This is a genomic window from Halomonas sp. S3-1-1, from assembly GCF_023757625.1.
In the GTDB taxonomy this organism is placed as follows: Bacteria; Pseudomonadota; Gammaproteobacteria; order Pseudomonadales; family Halomonadaceae; genus Vreelandella.
Map to the genome: position 1 here is coordinate 880,687 of NZ_JALGBZ010000001.1, position 18,129 is coordinate 898,815.

General features: G+C 59.8%; 17 protein-coding genes. 11 read left to right on the plus strand and 6 right to left on the minus strand.

Features of this window, described 5'->3' with window-relative positions; translation table 11 throughout:
- Position 1 precedes the first annotated feature (1 nt).
- The 3 genes from deoC to MQW23_RS04160 form a co-directional block, all read right to left on the minus strand.
- Entirely contained in the window at positions 2 to 790 is a 789-nt protein-coding gene (gene deoC / locus MQW23_RS04150) for a deoxyribose-phosphate aldolase (protein WP_252106553.1), read from the minus strand.
- Positions 791 to 930: 140 nt separating this feature from the next.
- Positions 931 to 2,214 (minus strand): NupC/NupG family nucleoside CNT transporter, encoded by a 1,284-nt coding sequence (locus tag MQW23_RS04155; protein ID WP_252106554.1) that lies wholly within the window; start codon positions 2,212 to 2,214, stop codon positions 931 to 933.
- Between the two features lie 36 nt (positions 2,215 to 2,250).
- On the minus strand, positions 2,251 to 3,099 hold the full coding sequence (locus tag MQW23_RS04160; protein WP_252106555.1) for an outer membrane protein OmpK: 849 nt from the start codon (positions 3,097 to 3,099) through the stop codon (positions 2,251 to 2,253).
- Positions 3,100 to 3,403: 304 nt separating this feature from the next.
- Here MQW23_RS04160 and MQW23_RS04165 point away from each other — a divergent pair, with 304 nt between their 5' ends.
- From MQW23_RS04165 to MQW23_RS04215, 11 genes are all read left to right on the plus strand, one after another.
- Positions 3,404 to 4,171: a DeoR/GlpR family DNA-binding transcription regulator gene (locus tag MQW23_RS04165; protein WP_252106556.1), complete on the plus strand. Its 768-nt coding sequence runs from the start codon at positions 3,404 to 3,406 to the stop codon at positions 4,169 to 4,171.
- A gap of 280 nt (positions 4,172 to 4,451) precedes the next feature.
- Positions 4,452 to 5,441 carry a ubiquinol oxidase subunit II gene (gene cyoA / locus MQW23_RS04170; protein ID WP_252106557.1) on the plus strand — a complete coding sequence of 330 codons (990 nt, stop codon included), beginning with the start codon at positions 4,452 to 4,454 and terminating at the stop codon, positions 5,439 to 5,441.
- Positions 5,442 to 5,444: 3 nt separating this feature from the next.
- Positions 5,445 to 7,421 (plus strand): cytochrome o ubiquinol oxidase subunit I, encoded by a 1,977-nt coding sequence (cyoB, locus tag MQW23_RS04175; protein WP_252106558.1) that lies wholly within the window; start codon positions 5,445 to 5,447, stop codon positions 7,419 to 7,421.
- On the plus strand, positions 7,421 to 8,041 hold the full coding sequence (gene cyoC / locus MQW23_RS04180) for a cytochrome o ubiquinol oxidase subunit III (protein WP_252106559.1): 621 nt from the start codon (positions 7,421 to 7,423) through the stop codon (positions 8,039 to 8,041). Before cyoB ends, cyoC begins: the two co-directional genes overlap by 1 nt.
- Before the next feature lies 1 nt (position 8,042).
- The gene (gene cyoD / locus MQW23_RS04185; protein WP_252106560.1) at positions 8,043 to 8,372 is read left to right on the plus strand and encodes a cytochrome o ubiquinol oxidase subunit IV; all 330 of its coding nucleotides are present in this window, start codon (positions 8,043 to 8,045) and stop codon (positions 8,370 to 8,372) included.
- Positions 8,330 to 9,250 carry a heme o synthase gene (cyoE, locus tag MQW23_RS04190; RefSeq protein ID WP_252106561.1) on the plus strand — a complete coding sequence of 307 codons (921 nt, stop codon included), beginning with the start codon at positions 8,330 to 8,332 and terminating at the stop codon, positions 9,248 to 9,250. The genes cyoD and cyoE overlap by 43 nt, the downstream gene beginning before the upstream one ends.
- A gap of 192 nt (positions 9,251 to 9,442) precedes the next feature.
- Complete coding sequence (locus MQW23_RS04195) at positions 9,443 to 10,357, plus strand: EamA family transporter (protein ID WP_252106562.1); 915 nt, start codon at positions 9,443 to 9,445, stop codon at positions 10,355 to 10,357.
- Positions 10,358 to 10,433: 76 nt separating this feature from the next.
- Positions 10,434 to 10,937: a porin family protein gene (locus MQW23_RS04200; RefSeq protein ID WP_252106563.1), complete on the plus strand. Its 504-nt coding sequence runs from the start codon at positions 10,434 to 10,436 to the stop codon at positions 10,935 to 10,937.
- Positions 10,938 to 11,105: 168 nt separating this feature from the next.
- A complete protein-coding gene (locus tag MQW23_RS04205) occupies positions 11,106 to 12,167 on the plus strand; it encodes an HlyD family secretion protein (protein ID WP_252106564.1) in 1,062 nt (353 codons plus the stop codon).
- A gap of 103 nt (positions 12,168 to 12,270) precedes the next feature.
- On the plus strand, positions 12,271 to 13,344 hold the full coding sequence (locus MQW23_RS04210; protein WP_252106743.1) for a DUF2955 domain-containing protein: 1,074 nt from the start codon (positions 12,271 to 12,273) through the stop codon (positions 13,342 to 13,344).
- Between the two features lie 110 nt (positions 13,345 to 13,454).
- On the plus strand, positions 13,455 to 13,634 hold the full coding sequence (locus MQW23_RS04215; RefSeq protein WP_252106565.1) for a CsbD family protein: 180 nt from the start codon (positions 13,455 to 13,457) through the stop codon (positions 13,632 to 13,634).
- Positions 13,635 to 13,722: 88 nt separating this feature from the next.
- Here the strand turns inward: MQW23_RS04215 and MQW23_RS04220 are convergent, their stop codons facing one another.
- From MQW23_RS04220 to tenA, 3 genes are all read right to left on the minus strand, one after another.
- Positions 13,723 to 15,393, minus strand: a complete 1,671-nt coding sequence (locus tag MQW23_RS04220; RefSeq protein ID WP_252106566.1) for a hypothetical protein — start codon at positions 15,391 to 15,393, stop codon at positions 13,723 to 13,725.
- A gap of 146 nt (positions 15,394 to 15,539) precedes the next feature.
- Complete coding sequence (thiC, locus tag MQW23_RS04225) at positions 15,540 to 17,420, minus strand: phosphomethylpyrimidine synthase ThiC (RefSeq protein ID WP_252106567.1); 1,881 nt, start codon at positions 17,418 to 17,420, stop codon at positions 15,540 to 15,542.
- Between the two features lie 38 nt (positions 17,421 to 17,458).
- Positions 17,459 to 18,127 carry a thiaminase II gene (tenA, locus tag MQW23_RS04230; protein WP_252106744.1) on the minus strand — a complete coding sequence of 223 codons (669 nt, stop codon included), beginning with the start codon at positions 18,125 to 18,127 and terminating at the stop codon, positions 17,459 to 17,461.
- Between the last annotated feature and the right edge of the window lie 2 nt (positions 18,128 to 18,129).

Genomic DNA, 18,129 nt, shown 5'->3' on the forward strand with positions numbered 1-18,129 from the left:
ATTAGTAGCCTCCTTCTTGCATCGCAGCATCGGCGTCAGGGTTCAGGGTCATCAGCACGTCACCCAAAAGGCTCGAGGCGCCGAAGCGAAAGTGCTGGGGGTTGATCCAGTGCGGGCCCATGATGTCGGCCGCGAGTTTTAGGTACTCGGCGGCTTCCTCGACGGTGCGCACGCCGCCGGCGGCCTTGAAGCCGACATCCTGACCGCTCTCCTTGATCGCGCTAAGCATGATCTCGGTGGCTTCGAGCGTTGCGTTGGTGGCGACCTTGCCGGTGGAGGTCTTGATGAAGTCCGCGCCGCCTTCGATGGCGAGTTCGCTGGCGCGCTTGATCAGCGCCGGCGTTTTCAGCTCGCCGGTCTCCAGAATCACTTTCAACAGCGCTTGGCCGCCGCAGGCCGCCTTGCACATTTCGACCAGCTCGCGGCCGGTCTCTTCATCGCCGGCCATCAGCGCGCGGTAGGGAAAGACCACGTCGACTTCATCGGCGCCAGAGGCCACGGCTTCACGGGTTTCCCGCGCCGCGCCCATGATGTCGTCGCCGCCGGCGGGGAAGTTGGTGACCGAGGCGATTTTTACCTGGTCTTTCAAGTTGTGCGCGGTGAGCGCGCGCGCCGCGGTGACGATGAACTGCGGGTAGACGCAAACGGCGGCTGGGGTCCCGACCGGGGTTTTGACCATCTGGCAAAGCGACTCGATGCGCGCATCGGTGTCGTCGTCGTTGAGGCTGGTGACGTCCATCAGGGCGAGCGCTTGTTTAGCGGCTTGAATCAGGTCGGAAGAGGCAGTCATGGCGTTCTCGCGTTGGTATTAAGAAAAGGTGTTAAGAGAAACAGTGTAAAAAGCATGTGCACAAAAAGCATGCCGATAAAAAACGAACGGGCACTGCGCTTGGCCGTGCCCGTTCAGTTTAGCGCTAGCAGCGGCGGGGCCTACGCCGCGACATTACCCAAGGCAATGAAAAAGCCCGCGATCGACGCCGACATGAGATTCGAAAGCGTCCCCGCGAGTACGGCTTTGACACCGTAACGGGCAATCTCGTTGCGCCTTGTCGGCGCGATGCTGCCAAGCCCGCCCAGCAAAATGGCGATCGAGGACAGGTTGGCGAAGCCACAAAGCGCAAAGGACAAAACGGCCTGGGTGTGCGGCGTCATCATCTGACCCGTCGCGGCCACCACCTGTTCCCCATCGATGTAGGGCGCCAGATTAATGAAAGCAACGAACTCGTTGACCACGATTTTTTGACCGATGAAGGAGCCGGCAAGCGTCGCCTCGGACCAAGGCACGCCGAGCAAAAACGCCAGCGGCGCAAAGAGCCAGCCCAGAATCAGCTCCAAGCTCAGCGATTCGAAACCGAACCAGCCGCCGACCCCGCCCAGAATGCCGTTGACCAGCGCGATCAAGCCGATGAACGCCAACAGCATCGCGCCCACGTTGGCGGCCAGCATCAGCCCGGAGCTTGCCCCGGAGGCCGCGGCGTCGAGCACGTTGACCGGCTTGTCCTCCTGCTCCTTGAGCTCCTCGTCCACTTTGGTAATGCTATCGGCATCCTGGTTGTCCCGGGTTTCCGGCATGATCAGCTTGGCGAACAAAAGCCCGCCGGGTGCGGCCATGAACGAAGCGGCGACCAGGTACTCCATGGGAATACCGAGCTGAGCGTAGCCCGCGAGCACCGACCCTGCGACCGAGGCAAGCCCGCCGCACATCACGGCAAAGAGCTGCGACGGCGTCATGCGCGCGATGAACGGACGCACTACCAGCGGCGCCTCGGTTTGGCCTACGAAGATGTTGGCCGTGGCCGAGAGCGACTCGGTGCGCGAGGTGCCCAGCGCCTTCTGTAGCGCCCCGCCCAGAATCCGAATGATCCACTGCATGATGCCCAAGTAGTAGAGCACGGCAATTAATGAGGAGAAGAAGATGATGACCGGCAGAACGCGCACGGCAAAGACGAAGCCGATGCTTTCGACGTCGGCAAGGCCGCCGAACAGAAAGTCGATACCGTCGTTGGCGAAGACCAGCACCTGGCTCACCCCGGCGGAGATCGTCTCCAGAAAGACCTGTCCGAAGGGAATGTAAAGCACGAACGCCCCGATACCCGCCTGAATGGCAAAGGCGCCGAGCACCGTGCGCAGGCGTATGGATTTGCGATCATAGGAGAAAATCAGGGCGATGATCACCAGGGTGGCCATGCCGACCAGGCTCATAAGGAGTGTCATAAGGAGATCCCTTGAGTTCGCGAGGCGCGCCTCGGGTTACAGGAAGTTGAGCTTGACCGAATAGATCATCGCATTTTGATACACGTCTGGCGCGCCCAACTTGTTGTCCGAGTAGCGGTACTGAATTCCAGTGGTGATCAAGTCCGCCGGATGCCACCAAAGACCGACCGCGCCGTTGGTACCGGTGCTGCCCGCGGTGCCGTTGACGTAGTTCTGCTCGAGGTAGTCGCTGTCGCGATCAAAGGTCTGCTCGTGCCAGTTGGTGATGCCAAAGCCTTGGCCGAACGCGGTGAAATCATACCCCGCGACCCAGCCGGCCATGTAGCCGTTCATGCCAGTGTAGCCGTCACTTTGCACCCGCGCCGGGCCGATGAAGGGCTTGAACCAGAAGCCGTTATCGAAGGTGGCGCGGTAGCCGAAACCGAGGATTTGATCCTGCTCGCGGCCGTTGAAGCCGTAGTCGCGGAAATCGTAGATGTGCGCGTAGATCGAGAAGGGCGTGTCGCCTAAGTAGATATGCGAGGTGACCTTGCCCGCGGTGCGAAAGTTGTCCTGGCCGTTGCTCGATTCGTCGAACTGGTCGTTGGTCGGGTTCTCGAAATCGAAAAAGCCGTAGAATTCACCCCAGCTAAAGCCTACGCCGCCTTCAAGTTCGACATAGGTGAAATCGCTCTTGGCAGCGTTACTCGCCGTGCGGCGTTCGGTACCGTTGGACCAGTCCAGGTAGTTCACCGAGACGTTGCCAAACGACCAGAGCCGGTCGAGCGTTTGCGGCTCGGACTCATCGGCCAGTGCGCAAGGCGCGATCAAGGCGCCGGCGAGTAGAGTAAGGGCGCCACGGGTTGCCGTGCGTCGCGAATCAAGGATAAAGCGTTGAGCAGTCATATGGCCTCAAATAGTCGGAATAGCGCCGTCGCCCTGTGTTTTTATAGGGTGCGAAATCAGTGTGCGCTGAAGTGTGGTCATCGGTGCGGGCTGGCGAATGTTATAATTATAACATTTAGTGTTATTCCGTTAACACCGAATTGCAACCATTGTTTGAAACCATTGTTCAAAACCAGTGTTTGAAAGCAGTGTTTGTAGTCATCGCCAGTAACCGTTATTGGTAGTCATCGTCTGCAACCAACATTTGTAACCATGATTGGCAGCCGTCGTTTGCGATCAGGGTTTGAGCGAGGTCAGAAAAAGCATGAGCGATCGTCGTGAGGAGCGACTCAATCTTTTAACAGAGGCGCTGATCAGCGAAGGCACGCTGCATCTGCGCGATGCTGCGACACTCTGCGGCGTTAGCGAAATGACCATCCGGCGCGATCTGCACACCTGCCCTGAGTCGATCAGTCTGATCGGCGGGCGGTTGATCAAGGCATCGACCCAGGCGAGCGCTTACGATCTCATCGAGCAGCAGGCGTTGGGGTATCCGGCCAAGTACCGGCTTTGCCAGCGCGCGCTTTCGTTCATCGACGAGGGCGATACGCTGTTCATCGACTGCGGCTCGACGCTGCTACCGCTGCTTGGTTTTTTAGCACGTTTTAAGGCGCTCACCGTTGTCACCTATGCGCTCAACGTGGCCACGAGCGTGGCGGGGCTTCCCAACGTGCGGCTCATCGTGTTGGGAGGGCTCTACTATCCCGCCTCTCAGTCTTTTGGGGGAGAGCGGCTGGCCGAGCAAATTCGCGGCCTTGGGATCAACAAGGCGCTGATAACGGCGGCCGGCGTTGGCGACGACCAGGGCGTGAGCTGCTTTCATTTTCACGAAGTCGCGCCCAAGCAGGCGGCCATCGCGACCGCTGAAAAGCGAATTTTACTCGCCGATACGCGCAAAATGGGTGTTGTTCGACCGGCCTATTTTGCTACCCTTGGCGACTTCGATGTATTGGTGACAGATGATGAGCAGGTTTCAAAGCGATTTGAGGCCGGCTTGGCCTCTATGCCGGACATCGCAATCACCTGGCCTTAAGCGCGATCACTAACGGTTTTGAACGAGCAGGGTGCGGCAATGCGTCGCTTTCTGCGCGCACGTAATCGGTAGAAAATGTTCGTGCTTGTGTTTGTGCGTGAAACGCACGCCAGGTTCGCTACCAACCCCATGCGGTAGCGCATATTTTTCCCGGTGTTATCAGGCGTTGTTCTAGTGCCCTGGGAAAAATATGGGGTGCTAGTTGGTCTGCTATATGGCATATCGTTTGGCTTGCTGTCTGGCGACTAGTTTTGAAACGCAACTCTGACGAGATCGCACCATGCAACAACCCTCCCAATGGCGCAGGCGTGGCACTTTCTTCGTGCTCCTCGCGCTGTGCTTGCTCCTTGCAGGCTGTAGCTCGGCCCTGATGGACCCCAAGGGCGATATTGGTGAAGCACAGCGTTCGCTGATCTTGAGCTCCTTTGGTTTGATGATGATCGTAGTTATTCCGGTCATCGTGCTGACGGTCGCTTTCGGCTGGCACTACCGTCGTAACAACACCGTCGCGCAATACCTGCCGGATTGGGCGCACTCCAACGTGATCGAGGCCATCGTGTGGCTGGTGCCCGTTGTCATCGTCGCGATTCTGGCGGTGATTACCTGGCGCTCTTCTCACGAGCTCGACCCGCACCGTCCGCTGGAAAGCGATGAACCCACCCTCGAAATCCAGGCGATCTCGCTGGATTGGAAATGGCTGTTTATCTATCCCGAGCAGGGCATCGCCACGGTCAACGAAGTCGCCATGCCGGTCAATCGCCCGGTACGCTTTCGTGTGAGCTCCGGCTCGGTCATGAACTCGCTGTTCATTCCGCGCCTGGGTACTCAGATCTACGCGATGGCGGGTATGGATAACGATGTTCACCTCGTCGGTAATGAAATCGGCACCTACTGGGGTCGTTCGACCAACTACAGCGGCGCAGGTTTCGCTGGCATGGTCTTCGATGCGCTGGTGACATCCGATGAAGACTTCGATACGTGGGTAGAGCAAGTGCGTGCAGAGGGTGAGCCGCTGAGCTACCCGGAAGGCTACTCCGAGCTTGCCGAACGCTCCTCGTTCGTCGATGTCCGGTACTTCTCGGACGTGACGCCGGAGTTCTACGAGCGGCTAGTAAGCAGTTTCCATACGGGAACCGACCCTGAGACGGAAACGCAGGACGCAGACCGTGCACCGGCCGTTGATACCAATGAAGCCTATCAATCGACCGACAACCAAGAGGGTGAGCGGTCAGACGACGACCAGCTCATCAGCAACGAGGCGGGAGGGTAAGCCGTGTTCGGTAAACTAAGCTTAGAAGCAATCCCCTTACACGATCCTATTATTGTGGTCGTGGGTTTGGGAATGGTTGTGGGAGCCATCGCGCTGTTAGGCGCACTCACTTATTTTCGTAAGTGGGGCTGGCTTTGGAATGAGTGGTTCACTTCGGTAGACCACAAGAAACTCGGTATTATGTATTTCGCGGTCGCATTGGTCATGCTGCTGCGCGGCTTTGCCGACGCCATTATGATGCGTAGCCAGCAGGCCTTGGCCGCTGGCGGCTCGATGGGCTTTTTGCCACCGGATCACTACGACCAGATCTTCACCGCCCACGGCGTGATCATGATCTTCTTCGTGGCGATGCCGATGGTCATCGGTTTGATCAACCTGGTCGTACCGCTGCAGATCGGCGCGCGCGATGTTGCCTTCCCGTTCTTGAACAACCTGAGCTTCTGGCTGTTCGCCGTGTCGGCGCTTTTGATCAACATCTCGCTGGTACTGGGTGAATTCGCCAAAACCGGTTGGCTCGCCTACGCGCCGCTATCGGGGATAGAGTACAGTCCCGGGGTCGGGGTGGATTACTGGATATGGGCGCTACAGATATCCGGTATCGGTACGACCCTGACCGGTATCAACTTCTTCGTGACCATCCTGAAGATGCGCACCAAAGGCATGACCATGTTCCGCATGCCGATCTTCACCTGGACCGCTCTGTGCGCCAACGTACTGATCATCGCCTCTTTCCCGATTCTGACCGCGACCATCGCGCTGCTGACGCTTGACCGCTACTTCGGTATGAACTTCTTTACCAATGAGCTTGGCGGCAACGTGATGATGTACGTCAACTTGATTTGGGCATGGGGTCACCCGGAAGTTTACATCCTGATTCTGCCGGCGTTTGGTGTCTTCTCTGAAGTCATCGCGACCTTTGCGCGTAAGCGTCTGTTTGGCTACCACACCATGGTGTGGGCGACCGTTGCCATCACCGTGCTTTCGTTCATCGTTTGGCTGCACCACTTCTTCACCATGGGGGCCGGGGCCAACGTCAACGCCTTCTTCGGCATCATGACGATGATCATCGCCATTCCGACCGGGGTTAAGGTCTTCAACTGGATCTTCACCATCTTCCGCGGTCGTCTGGAACTGACCTCGCCGGTGCTGTGGACGCTTGGCTTCATCATCACCTTTACCCTGGGTGGTATGACCGGTGTCATGCTGGCGCTGCCGGCGGCGAACTTCGTGCTGCACAACAGCCTGTTCGTTATCGCGCACTTCCATAACGTGATCATCGGCGGCGTTGTATTCGGCATGCTGGCGGGTCTGACCTACTGGTTCCCGAAAGCGTTCGGCTTCACGCTGAGCGAGAAGTGGGGCAAGCGCTCCTTCTGGTTCTGGATCACCGGTTTCTACACCGCGTTCATGCCGCTTTACGTGCTGAGCTTCTACGGTGCAGCGCGCCGCATGCAGTCCTACCCGAACGCCGAATGGCAGCCCTGGATGATCGTTGCCTGGGTTGGTTCGGTGCTGATCGCTATCGGTATCGCCTGTACCCTGATTCAGTTCTACGTCAGTATTCGCGACCGTCATAAGAACCAGGATGTGACCGGTGACCCGTGGGATGCACGTACCCTTGAGTGGTCTACGTCTTCACCCCCGCCGTTCTACAACTTTGCGCACGAGCCGGTAGTGGGTGATATCGACAGCTTCTGGACGCAAAAGCAGCGTGGCATCGAGCAGGCTGAAGAGAAGGACTACAAGGACATCCACATGCCCAAGAACACCTGGGCTGGCCCGATCATCAGTGTCTTCGCCATGATCTTTGGTTTTGCGATGATCTGGCACATCTGGTGGCTGGCGATCGTCGGCGCCGTGGGTACGCTGGTGAGCTTCATCGCGCGCGTGTTCAACGACGACATTGACTACTACGTGCCGGCCGCCGAAGTCGAACGGATCGAGCAGGCGCACCTCAAGCGTTTGGAGGCACATTCGTAATGGCGACAGATACAATGCACCATGGCGCCCATGCCGATGAACACCACGATCATGATCATCATGACGTAGCGGGTACGAAAGTATTCGGCTTCTGGGTCTACCTGATGAGTGACCTGGTGATCTTCGGCACGTTGTTCGCCACCTACGCCGTGCTCATGGGGGGCACGGCAGGTGGGCCGAGCGGCGCTGATATCTTCGAGCTGCCGCTGATCCTGTTCGGCACCTTTGCGCTTTTGATCAGTAGTTTCACCTTCGGCATGGGCGTTCTGGCAATGAACGCCAACCGTGTCGGCCAAGTGAAAATGTGGCTGATCGTCACGTTCGTACTGGGCCTGATGTTTTTGGGCATGGAGCTCTACGAATTCAATCACCTGATTCATGAAGGCTATGGCCCGGATCGAAGCGCGTTTTTGTCGGCGTTCTTCACGCTGGTCGGCACGCACGGTCTGCACGTGACCTTCGGCATGATCTGGATTCTGGTGATGCTGGTTCAGCTTCAGACCAAGGGCATCAATCCTGCGACGCGTCCGCGCATTCTGTGCTTGAGCCTGTTCTGGCACTTTTTGGACATCGTCTGGATCTGCGTCTTCTCCTTCGTCTACCTGATGGGAGTGCTTTGAGATGAGTTCTTCTTCTAGCCAACCGTCGGCCGATCACGGCTCCACCAAGTCCTACGTACTGGGTCTGATCCTGTCGCTGGTACTGACGATCATTCCCTTCGGGGCGGTCATGATGGGGCTGTTCAGCACACCGGTCACGGTCTGGATCATCGTGATCACGGCCGTGATGCAGATGCTCGTTCAGCTGGTCATGTTCATGCACCTGAACACCAAGTCGGACGAAGGGTGGGGCATGATGTCCTTCGTGTTCACTGTCTCTATTCTCGCCCTCGTGGTAGGAGGCTCCCTGTGGATCATGCATCATCTGCACATCAACATGATGATCGGCTAACCACGATGCCTAGCCGGCGGCAGGATCTGCTGGAACTAACTAAACCCGGTATCATCGGCGGCAATCTAATTGCCGCCATCGGGGGCTACTTCCTGGCCGCCCAGGGGCAGTTCGATCTGGTGACCTTCGCCGCCGTGCTGCTCGGTATCGCGTTGATCATTGGGTCGGCCTGTGCTTGCAACAACGTAATCGACCGGGATATCGACGCTTTGATGGCGCGCACGCGCCATCGCCCGCTGGTTCGCGGTAGCGTGTCGATCACCCAGGCGCTGGGGCTCTCGGCGCTGTTGGGCGTTTGCGGCGTGGTGTGTCTGGCGCTGGGCACCAACGGCCTGACCGTGGCGCTGGCCGTGATCGGTTGGGGCGTTTATGTGGGCATTTATAGCCTTTACATGAAGCGCCACTCCGAGTACGGCACGCTGGTGGGCAGCCTTTCCGGCGCGATGCCGCCGGTAGTGGGTTACTGCGCGGTGACCGGCACGTTCGACAGCGGCGCGATTGCGCTGTTGGTGATCTTCTGCCTGTGGCAGATGCCGCACTCCTACGCGATTGCGATCTTTCGCTACGCGGACTATCAGCGTGCCTCCATTCCGGTGCTGCCGGTAGTGCGCGGTATCAAGACCGCCAAGCACCACATTCTGGGCTACATCGTGGCCTTCATCCCGGCCTCGTTGGCGCTGGGATTGGCAAGCCAGGCGGGCCTCGGGTATCTCTGCGTGGCGCTGGTGATGGGCTTTTACTGGCTCTACCTGGCGCTTCGAGGCTACCGCCTGGAAGACGACGTGCGCTGGGCACGTCAGGTATTTGGTGTATCGATTCTCACCATTACCGCGCTGAGCATTATCATGGTGCTCGAAGCGGTGGTACCGATGGCCTAGTTGGCTCGCCTTTCAAGGCTTGCGCGAAAAACGCCCGAAGGCCTGGCCTTTGGGCGTTTTTTTATGGGCGACGCAACGCCTGGTTTCCTATCTTCTCAAGACTTTCTGTTTTCTCGCACCCAAGCGTCGAGCCGGTGCGTGTAACATGGGCCGTCGAGTCGCCCTTAACACTTTTCAAGGCCAATTTTCGCCATGCAAACGACGTCTTCGCCTCTGCCGCGACACCTTGCCATTGCGCTGCTGGTCACCGTGGCCTGCATGTTCGCGGCCAATCACGTCTCGGCGCGGCTCGCTTTCGACAATGGAACCGGCCTCTTGCTGGCCATACTGACGCGCTCCGGGGTGGCGTGTAGCATTTTGCTCACGCTGGTCATTCTCAAGCGCAAGCGGCTTTGGCTGCCTAGGCGCACCTGGCCCTGGCAGCTGATGGTCGGTGCCTTGATTACGGTGCAGAGCCTGGCGCTCTACTCGGCGGTGGCGCGGCTTCCAGTGGTCATCGCGCTGCTGCTGACCAACACCTTTCCCATTCAGCTTGCGCTGCTGACCTGGCTTTTAGGCGGGCCCAGGCCGACATTTCGCCAGTGCGTCATCATGGGCATCATCCTGCTAGGGTTGCTGGTGGTGCTCGACATTCCCGCTTGGCTGATACAGGCCGAGGCGCTGGGAAGTGATTGGACGCTGGGCATCGGTTTTGGGTTGCTCTCGGCGTTCGTGTTCGCAAGCGCTCTCTGGGTCACCGAGCACCGGCTTTCCGGAGTGGGCAGCACGCTAAGAAGCCTTCTGACCATGCAGACGGTGTTTATCGCCATGCTCGCCGGCGCCGCGCTGGGGGTCGTTCCGGGCGGGATGGATCTGCCGGAAAACTCCCAGGGCTGGACCGGGCTCGTGCTGCTGGCGTTTTTGTATGGCGCCGGCTTTTCGACGCTTTTGATCTGCGTGCCGCGCCTGGATATGGCGCGCAATGCGCCGGTCATGAACATCGAGCCGGTGGCCTCATTGGTGTTCGGATATTTTGTTTTGGGACAAACACTTGGGCCGGTTCAACTGCTGGGTGGGGCGGTCGTGGTGGGGGGGATCGTAATTCTCAGCCTTTCGAAAGTGCGCTGATCATTTGCGTTTTGCGTCGGGTTTGGTCACACTTGAATGCGTAAGGAAACACTGTTTTTTAACTGAGGTACTCCCTATGAAGATGACCGTTTTATCACTCACCTCTGCCGTTTTGCTGGGTGCAGGTACGTTCGCGGCATCGGCCCAAGCGCAGTCTTTTAACTATCCGCAAGGCTACATCGGCGGCGATGCCATGTTCTGGAGCCTGGACCCGGAGCGCGGCTCTTCGCGCGACGACGTGGGCCTGCGCATCCGCGGTGGTTCTCAGTTCAACGACTACTTCGCGCTGGAAGGCCATTTGGGTACCGGCGGCTCCGACGGCGGCGCCGAGCTCGACTACCTGGCCGGTATCTACGCCAAGGGGATCGCACCCATTGCACCCAACGTACGCCTTTACGGCTTGGCGGGTATGACGGAAGTGGACTTCGACCTGGACCGTGAAAGCGGCTTCTCCTACGGCGGCGGCGCGGAAGTGGATATCGCCCCGAACCTGGCGATCAATGCCGATTACATGCGCTACCTCGACGAGTCCGCCTACGACTTCGACGCGGCAAGCGTCGGTCTTCGCTACCGCTTCTAAACGGTTTAGTCATCGTCAACGCAGCGACTCAGAACCCCACCCACGCGGTGGGGTTTTTATGGGCGAACGAAAATCGAGTATATTGTTAGCATGCTAATAATGGTGTAAGCTAAGGCATTGTTTGAACAGACCCCGGCCACGCCGGGGTTTTTTGATGAGTGAATTCCGATGTCTCCCGATCAGCGCTTTACCCGATGGGTAAGGGTAGCTTTGGCTGCCTTTGCTCTTTTGTTCGTCTATTTTCTGGTGGCCGACAGCTTCATGCCGTTGACCCCGCAGGCGCGCATCATGCGCCCGGTTACGCGCATCGCCCCGGAGCTCAGCGCACCGGTGGTCGAAGTGGTCGTACGCGATCACCAGTTCGTCGAGAAGGGCGACGTGCTGTTTCGCCTCGACGCCGCGCCCTACGAAATCGCCGTGGAGAAAGCCCAGCTCGACGTCGAGCAGGCCGCCCGGGAGAACGACCGCTTGCAGGCCGACCTGGCCGCAGCGCGGGCTTCACTCAGCGCTGCCCGGGCAAGCGCGAGCGAGCTCAACAGCGAACGCGAGCGCGCGCAGTCGCTGGTGGGGCGCCAGAGCATTTCGCGCCAGCAGTACGAGCAGCGGGTATCGGCGGCGAATACCGCCAACGCCGACGTGCGCGCCGCCGAAGCGAAGATCACCAGCCTCGAGGCGCAGCTTGGTGAAGAAGGGGATGCCAACCTGCGCCTGCGCCAGGCCCGCAATGCGCTGGCCAACGCCCGATTGGATTTGGAGCGCACCGAGGTGCGCGCCTTCGAGGCGGGGCAGGTGACCAACCTGCAGCTTCAGGCCGGCGACTACGTTCAGGCGAGCCAGCCGGTGCTGGCGCTGGTCGGTAACGGTGCTGACATCGTGGCGGACTTTCGTGAAAAGAGCCTGCGCCACGTGCGCGTGGGCGATGAAGCGAAGGTCGTGCTGGACGCGCTGCCCGGCCATATTTTCGCCGGCCACGTGACGGCGCTGGATGCCGGTGTGCGCGAGGGGCAGGTCAGCGCCAACGGCCAGCTCGCGGATATTCCCACCTCTGACCGCTGGGTGCGCGATGCTCAGCGCCTGCGCCTGCACGTAGCACTCGACGCGCCGCTCGAGCAGATGCCGCCGAGCGGCGCCAGGGCCAGCGTTCAGCTTCTACCCGGCGAGCATACGCTGGCGCCCCCGTTCGCCTGGCTGCAGGTGCACTTGATCAGCTGGCTGCACTATGTCTACTGACCCTGTGTCTACTGAGCCGTCCGAGCCCACTGGCACGAGCGGCCCGAAAACCGTACCGGCCGGTTCACCGACCGGCCAGAGCCGCCGTCGCGCTTGGTCGATCATGCCCTGGAGTGGAAAACGCGGTGCAGGGTCGCCTGCGAAAAGCCCTCGCGCGGCGATTCTCGATGAAAACGGCCTGCGCCAGTGTCTGCGGGTCGCCGGTGGAGCCACGATTGGCTTTGTGATCAGCAAGCTGATGGGCTGGAACTACGGCGTTTTCTTTACCGTGTTTCCGATGTTTCTGCTCGGCATGGTGCCGCTGCTCAACGCCGGGATCATCCGCCAGTTTCTGGGCAACGCCGCTTTCAACGTGGTCGAGGTCAGCCTGATCATCGGCCTTTTGCAGCATATGCCGGTGGTGATGACGCTGGTGGTGCTGGGTATCTTTTTGTTTCGCTTCAACCTGATGGCGAAAGGGCCACTGTTTCTGTACGCGGCCAACGGCGTGGTCACGCTCAGTATCCTGCTGCACTTCGCAAGCTACCCAGGCGTGGATCTGAGCGAACTTTTGACCGCGAACCTGCTGGCGAGCGTGCTGGCGGTGATCATCGCCATGCTCATGCACACGCTCTTTCCTGACGTCTCGCCGCGACAGCCGCCGCCACGCGCGGAGAAAACCGCTGCGCAGATTCGTCATGAAACGCTGCTGGGCGGCATTACCGCCACGCTATCGTTTGTCGTGTTTCAGACGTTCGATCTGCGCGATTCGCTCTCCGCGCAGATGGCGACGGTGCTAGTGCTGTTCGCGATGGGCTATGCCGGCGCCCAGGTGTCATCGATCAGGCGCATCATCGGCACGCTTTTGGGCTGTAATATGGCGCTTTTGATTCAGCTTCTGCTTTACAGTCAGAGCCACCACTTTTTGCTGGTGATCATGATTTACTGGTTGGGATTGATGCTTTTTGCTCGCGAACACGTGCGCGAAGCCGGTGGCTCCGGCGTCGGATTTGGTGGTATGACGACGCTGGGTATTTTGTTCGGCCAGTCGCTCGGGCCGAGCCAGGACCTTGTTTATAGTGCCCTTTATCGGTTCTCCTCCATGTTCGTGGCGCTGGCGATCACGCTGATGGTAATGTCGTGCCTTCACTCCTTGCTCAATGTCTGGACGGCCACTGCGCTGCCAAAAAGAAATTGAGGCAACTTTTTTCGCACCGTCTACTCTAAGAAATACCTGCACTGCTGATAGACATCGACGTCTTCCTCGCATGCAGCGTATTTCCTACTAACGGATTAGAGGTAATCATCATGTCAGGTGCAAACGAAGACAAAGCGAAAGGTGCTGCTAACAAGGCCGCTGGCAAAGTGAAGGAAGCCGTGGGTAAAGCCACCGGCAGCGATAAGACCGAAGCCAAGGGTCACGCTCAGCAGGCAAAAGGCGAAGCGCAAAAAGGTAAAGGCGAGCTGAAAGACGCTGCCAAGAAGTAACGACACCGTCAAAATATTAAACAGGGGCCTTCGGGCCCCTGTTTTGCTTTCTAAGTTTGATGCTCGCGAACCATTTGTTCAAGCCCGCTCAATCGGCCATCTCGATGGCAAAGCTCGTTTCAAGCCCCGCATCACCCACCGATACCCGCACTTCCAGGCTGTCGTAGATCTCCCCATAATGATTAAGCCATTCGATGTCGTCTTCCGAGACGTTTTCCTGGGGCGATTTGGTCAGCAGGTCCGCCAGGGCCGTGTAAAGATCACCGGTCGCGAAGATATTCAGCAGCAGGTCGTCATCGGCGGCCGGCGCACGTAGCCCGCGTGTTACTTCTGCCGGGTCATCGAGGCCAACGCCCAGGGCCAGCGCCGATTCCGACATTGCCGCGTAAAGGCTCGATACCTGGGGAGGCAATTGGCGGCTCTTGATACGCTGGGGCTCGCCGTTGGGTGTGAGCGCAACCTCGTTGAGCTCAGGCAGGAAGGCGGCGGCGTTTTCCAATAGCGTTAAGGGATTCGATGACGCCAGGGTCAAAAGCCCTGTGGCCATGGGGTCGCCCTTGGCAAGGTAGATCCGATCGATACGCGTATTGAGCCCCGAAAGCGCCGGGGCGATCATCATCGCCATCGGGTCGCTCGTCAGCGCGCTGGTCTCGTCCCACAGGGTGTTAAGCTCCTGGAGGTCGTCGCAGCTAAACGGCGCCTCGCGAATTTGGCGCGCGTAGGTGTCGGCGAGCTCCAAAAGCACCGGCAGGTCGAGCCCCAGCCCGAAGCTTGCCAACCCTTCTCGCTGGCCCAGCCCCGGCACCGGTGTCACCAGCCGGCGAAGGTCGCGCACGATCTCGTCGTCGGTTTGTACAATCATGTTGACCTCCGAGCGGCCCCTCAAATCGTACGCGCGCGAGCCCACCGTCAGGCCGGGAAAGCGCCCGGTCAAACGGTCGATATCGGCTTGGCAAGCGCTCAGATCCAGCGGCTCTTCGCCGAGGGCATCCAGCAGCGCGCGCGTCGCGGGGTGGCTGGGCGAGCCGAGCTCACTCAACACCCGCGCGGTCCGGATCTGCCCCGTGCCCAGCGGCGTGAAGCCGTAGCGGCGCTCGATCTCGGCAAGCTCGCCGGAGTCTTCCATGCTCTCATCCGGCAAGCGCTTGCCAAGTATTTGGGCGAGTAGCTCGTCGCTGGCATCCCCGGGTATCAAGGAGACCAGCGCTTGGCCGTCGACGATGGCGAGCATGAGTTCGACGTCGTCTTCCGGCGTGATCCGCCAGTAGTCGGTGCCTTCGACACGGCCGGTGCGCGGCTCAAGTCCCGCCCGCTCCACCACTCGCTCGAAGGTATCGCGAAACGCCGCTTCGTCTTCCAGCTCGAAGCGCATCACCGGCAAAATGCCCAGCCCGTAAAGCGCGACGTTCGGCGAAACGTTGATGCCGCGAGCGTGAAAGTCCGCCAGCGTGTCAACGTCTTCGAACTCTTCGCCCAGCGCGATCATCAGCGACAAAAAGGCCTGCGCCTGCTCGTTAGGCTCATTTCGCCGCTGCTCGCGCAGCATCTCCAGGTCTCGCTCGAGCCCATCGCCCAGCAGCATCGTGCGCTGATAAAACTCGAAAACCTCTTGCTGGTCCAGCGTCTCCCGCGTGGCCATGAAGTAGGGGGCGTTGGCCGGAATATAGCCGAGCATATCGGTCTCGGCGGCCTGAGCATCGAGGCTTGCGCCGCCAACCAGCAGCGCGAGGGAGGTGAACAGCGGTACTTTTTTCATCATGTTAAATCCACTAGCGTGTACACGTTGGCTGATGGGAGTAGCGGTTTAAAAGCATAACCCGCCTGATGCACGACGGGGGCATGCACCTTTAAAAAAATGCCCCCGACCGCGCTAACGGTCAGGGGCATTCGGCGTGGCGCCTGGCGCTACACCTTCTGGTAGAGCGCGCTTCCTTCGCGGCGGAATTTCTCCGCCTGCTCTTCCATGCCTTGCTGCGCTTCACTGACCGGGTCGCGATCCTTGTAGGTATCGCGCACTTCCTGGCTGATCTTCATCGAGCAGAACTTCGGCCCGCACATGGAGCAAAAGTGCGCCACCTTCGCCGAATCCTTGGGCAGGGTTTCATCGTGATATTCCCGCGCGGTGTCCGGGTCCAGCCCCAGGTTGAACTGGTCTTCCCAGCGGAACTCGAAGCGCGCTTTCGAGAGCGCGTTGTCACGGCGCTGCGCTGCCGGGTGGCCCTTGGCGAGATCCGCCGCGTGGGCGGCAATCTTGTAGGTGATGATGCCGGTTTTGACATCCTCCTTGTTGGGCAGGCCCAGGTGTTCCTTCGGCGTCACGTAGCAGAGCATCGCGCAGCCGAACCAGCCGATCATCGCCGCCCCGATGCCGGAGGTGATGTGATCGTAACCGGGCGCGATATCGGTCACCAGCGGTCCGAGCGTATAGAAGGGCGCCTCGTCGCAGTACTCGAGCTGCTTGTCCATGTTCTCCTTCACCAGATGCATGGGTACGTGGCCGGGGCCTTCGATCATCACCTGCACGTCGTGCTTCCAGGCGATGTGGGTCAGCTCGCCCAGGGTTTTCAGCTCCGCCATCTGCGCTTCGTCGTTGGCGTCGGCAATCGAGCCCGGGCGCAGGCCGTCGCCGAGTGAAAACGCCACGTCGTACTGCTTGCAGATCTCGCAGATCTCCTCGAAGTGGGTATACAGGAAGCTCTCCTGATGGTGATAGAGGCACCACTTCGCCATGATGGAGCCACCGCGGCTGACGATGCCGGTGACACGATTCGCGGTCAGCGGCACGTAGCGCAGCAAAACGCCTGCGTGGATGGTGAAGTAGTCCACGCCCTGTTCCGCCTGCTCGATCAACGTGTCGCGGAACACCTCCCAGGTGAGGTTTTCTGCCACGCCGTTGACCTTCTCCAGCGCCTGGTAGATGGGCACGGTGCCGATGGGCACCGGGGCGTTGCGGATGATCCACTCGCGGGTTTCGTGAATGTTCTGGCCGGTGGAAAGATCCATGATGGTATCCGCGCCCCAGCGGATGCCCCAGGTCATCTTGTCGACCTCCTCTTCGATGGAGGAGGTCACCGCCGAGTTGCCCAGGTTGCCGTTGATCTTCACCAGGAAGTTGCGTCCGATGATCATCGGCTCGCTTTCCGGGTGGTTGATGTTGTTGGGAATGATCGCCCGGCCGCGGGCCACCTCGTCGCGCACGAATTCCGGGGTGATCTCCTCGGGAATGCTGGCGCCAAAGTTCTGGCCGCGGTGCTGGTGGCTCAGAATGCGCTCAACTTCCGCCGTTCCAAGCGTTTGGCGGCGCTGATTCTCGCGAATGGCGATGAACTCCATCTCCGGAGTGACGATCCCCTGGCGGGCGTAGTGAAGCTGCGTCACGTTTTGGCCTGCTTTCGCCCGCCGCGGCGTGCGCTTGAGATCAAACCGCAGCTGGGCAAGCATGGGGTCGTTGGCGCGGCGGTTGCCGTACTCCGAGGTCAAGCCCTCGAGAAATTCGGTATCGTCGCGCTCCTCGATCCACGCTCGGCGCAGCTCTGGAAGCCCCTGGCGCAGATCGATCTGCGCGGCGGGGTCGGTATAAGGGCCGGAGGTATCGTAGACCAGCAGCGGCGGGTTCTCCTCGGCCGCGCCACTGGTGGTGGTCGGCGACAGCGTAATTTCGCGAAACGGCACGCGAATGTCGGCCCGCGAACCCTCGATATAGCGCTTGGTGGAGGCGGGCAGCGGCGCGATGGCGGCGGCGTCGACTTTGGCGGTTTCAGCCAGGAAGTTCTGGGTGCGGCTCATGATGAGAGTCTCTCGTTATGGTTATCGTTAGGGTCGCGCTAGTCGGTCAGGTCCAGACCCATCTGCCAGAAGTCGATCTCCAGGCGCGTGGCATCGCGAAATATTTTTGAAAGCGCTTCAAAGCGTGCCGGGGTTACCTCGGCCAAGCGCGCGTTCAGCCATTCAAGCTCTGCCCGCATCGCCGCCTGGAACTCCTCGCCTTCGTACATGGCGATCCAGGCGTCGAACGGATTATCGCCGCCGCGCACCGTGGTGCCTTGGGCGTTGAGCCAGTTGGCGATCTCGCCGTAGCCGACCAGGCACGGCGCGAGCGCCACGTGCAGGTCCAGCAGGTCGCCGCGGCTGCCGGTATCCAGCACGTAGCGGGTGTAGGCCATCGTTGCCCGCGCCTCGGGGAGCGCCGCCAAATCTTCTTCCGAGATACCCCACTCGCGGCAAAAGCCGATATGCAGCCCAAGCTCCACGTCCACGATCGCTTTCATGCCCTCATGGGCCTGGCGCAGGTCGGCAAGCGTGGGGCTTTTGTAGGCGGCCAGCGCGTAGGCGCGGGCAAAGTGAATGAGAAACAGGTAATCCTGTTTCAAGTAGTGGCGAAACGACTCATCGGCCAAGGACGCGGTGCCCAGCTGGCGCACGAAATCGTGCTCGATGTAGGCGCGCCAGTCGTCCTGGCAGGCGGTGGTCAGATCGGTAAAGCAGTAGCCCATAT

Coding starts and splice junctions, on each gene's coding strand:
- MQW23_RS04195 (WP_252106562.1), top strand. CDS start 9,443: ATGCAAACGACGTCTTCGCCTCTGCCGCGACACCTTGCCATTGCGCTG.
- MQW23_RS04205 (WP_252106564.1), top strand. CDS start 11,106: ATGTCTCCCGATCAGCGCTTTACCCGATGGGTAAGGGTAGCTTTGGCT.
- cyoC (WP_252106559.1), top strand. CDS start 7,421: ATGGCGACAGATACAATGCACCATGGCGCCCATGCCGATGAACACCAC.
- MQW23_RS04165 (WP_252106556.1), top strand. CDS start 3,404: ATGAGCGATCGTCGTGAGGAGCGACTCAATCTTTTAACAGAGGCGCTG.
- MQW23_RS04210 (WP_252106743.1), top strand. CDS start 12,271: ATGCCCTGGAGTGGAAAACGCGGTGCAGGGTCGCCTGCGAAAAGCCCT.
- thiC (WP_252106567.1), bottom strand. CDS start 17,420: ATGAGCCGCACCCAGAACTTCCTGGCTGAAACCGCCAAAGTCGACGCC.
- cyoA (WP_252106557.1), top strand. CDS start 4,452: ATGCAACAACCCTCCCAATGGCGCAGGCGTGGCACTTTCTTCGTGCTC.
- deoC (WP_252106553.1), bottom strand. CDS start 790: ATGACTGCCTCTTCCGACCTGATTCAAGCCGCTAAACAAGCGCTCGCC.
- MQW23_RS04155 (WP_252106554.1), bottom strand. CDS start 2,214: ATGACACTCCTTATGAGCCTGGTCGGCATGGCCACCCTGGTGATCATC.
- MQW23_RS04200 (WP_252106563.1), top strand. CDS start 10,434: ATGAAGATGACCGTTTTATCACTCACCTCTGCCGTTTTGCTGGGTGCA.
- tenA (WP_252106744.1), bottom strand. CDS start 18,127: ATGGGCTACTGCTTTACCGATCTGACCACCGCCTGCCAGGACGACTGG.
- MQW23_RS04215 (WP_252106565.1), top strand. CDS start 13,455: ATGTCAGGTGCAAACGAAGACAAAGCGAAAGGTGCTGCTAACAAGGCC.
- MQW23_RS04220 (WP_252106566.1), bottom strand. CDS start 15,393: ATGATGAAAAAAGTACCGCTGTTCACCTCCCTCGCGCTGCTGGTTGGC.
- MQW23_RS04160 (WP_252106555.1), bottom strand. CDS start 3,099: ATGACTGCTCAACGCTTTATCCTTGATTCGCGACGCACGGCAACCCGT.
- cyoD (WP_252106560.1), top strand. CDS start 8,043: ATGAGTTCTTCTTCTAGCCAACCGTCGGCCGATCACGGCTCCACCAAG.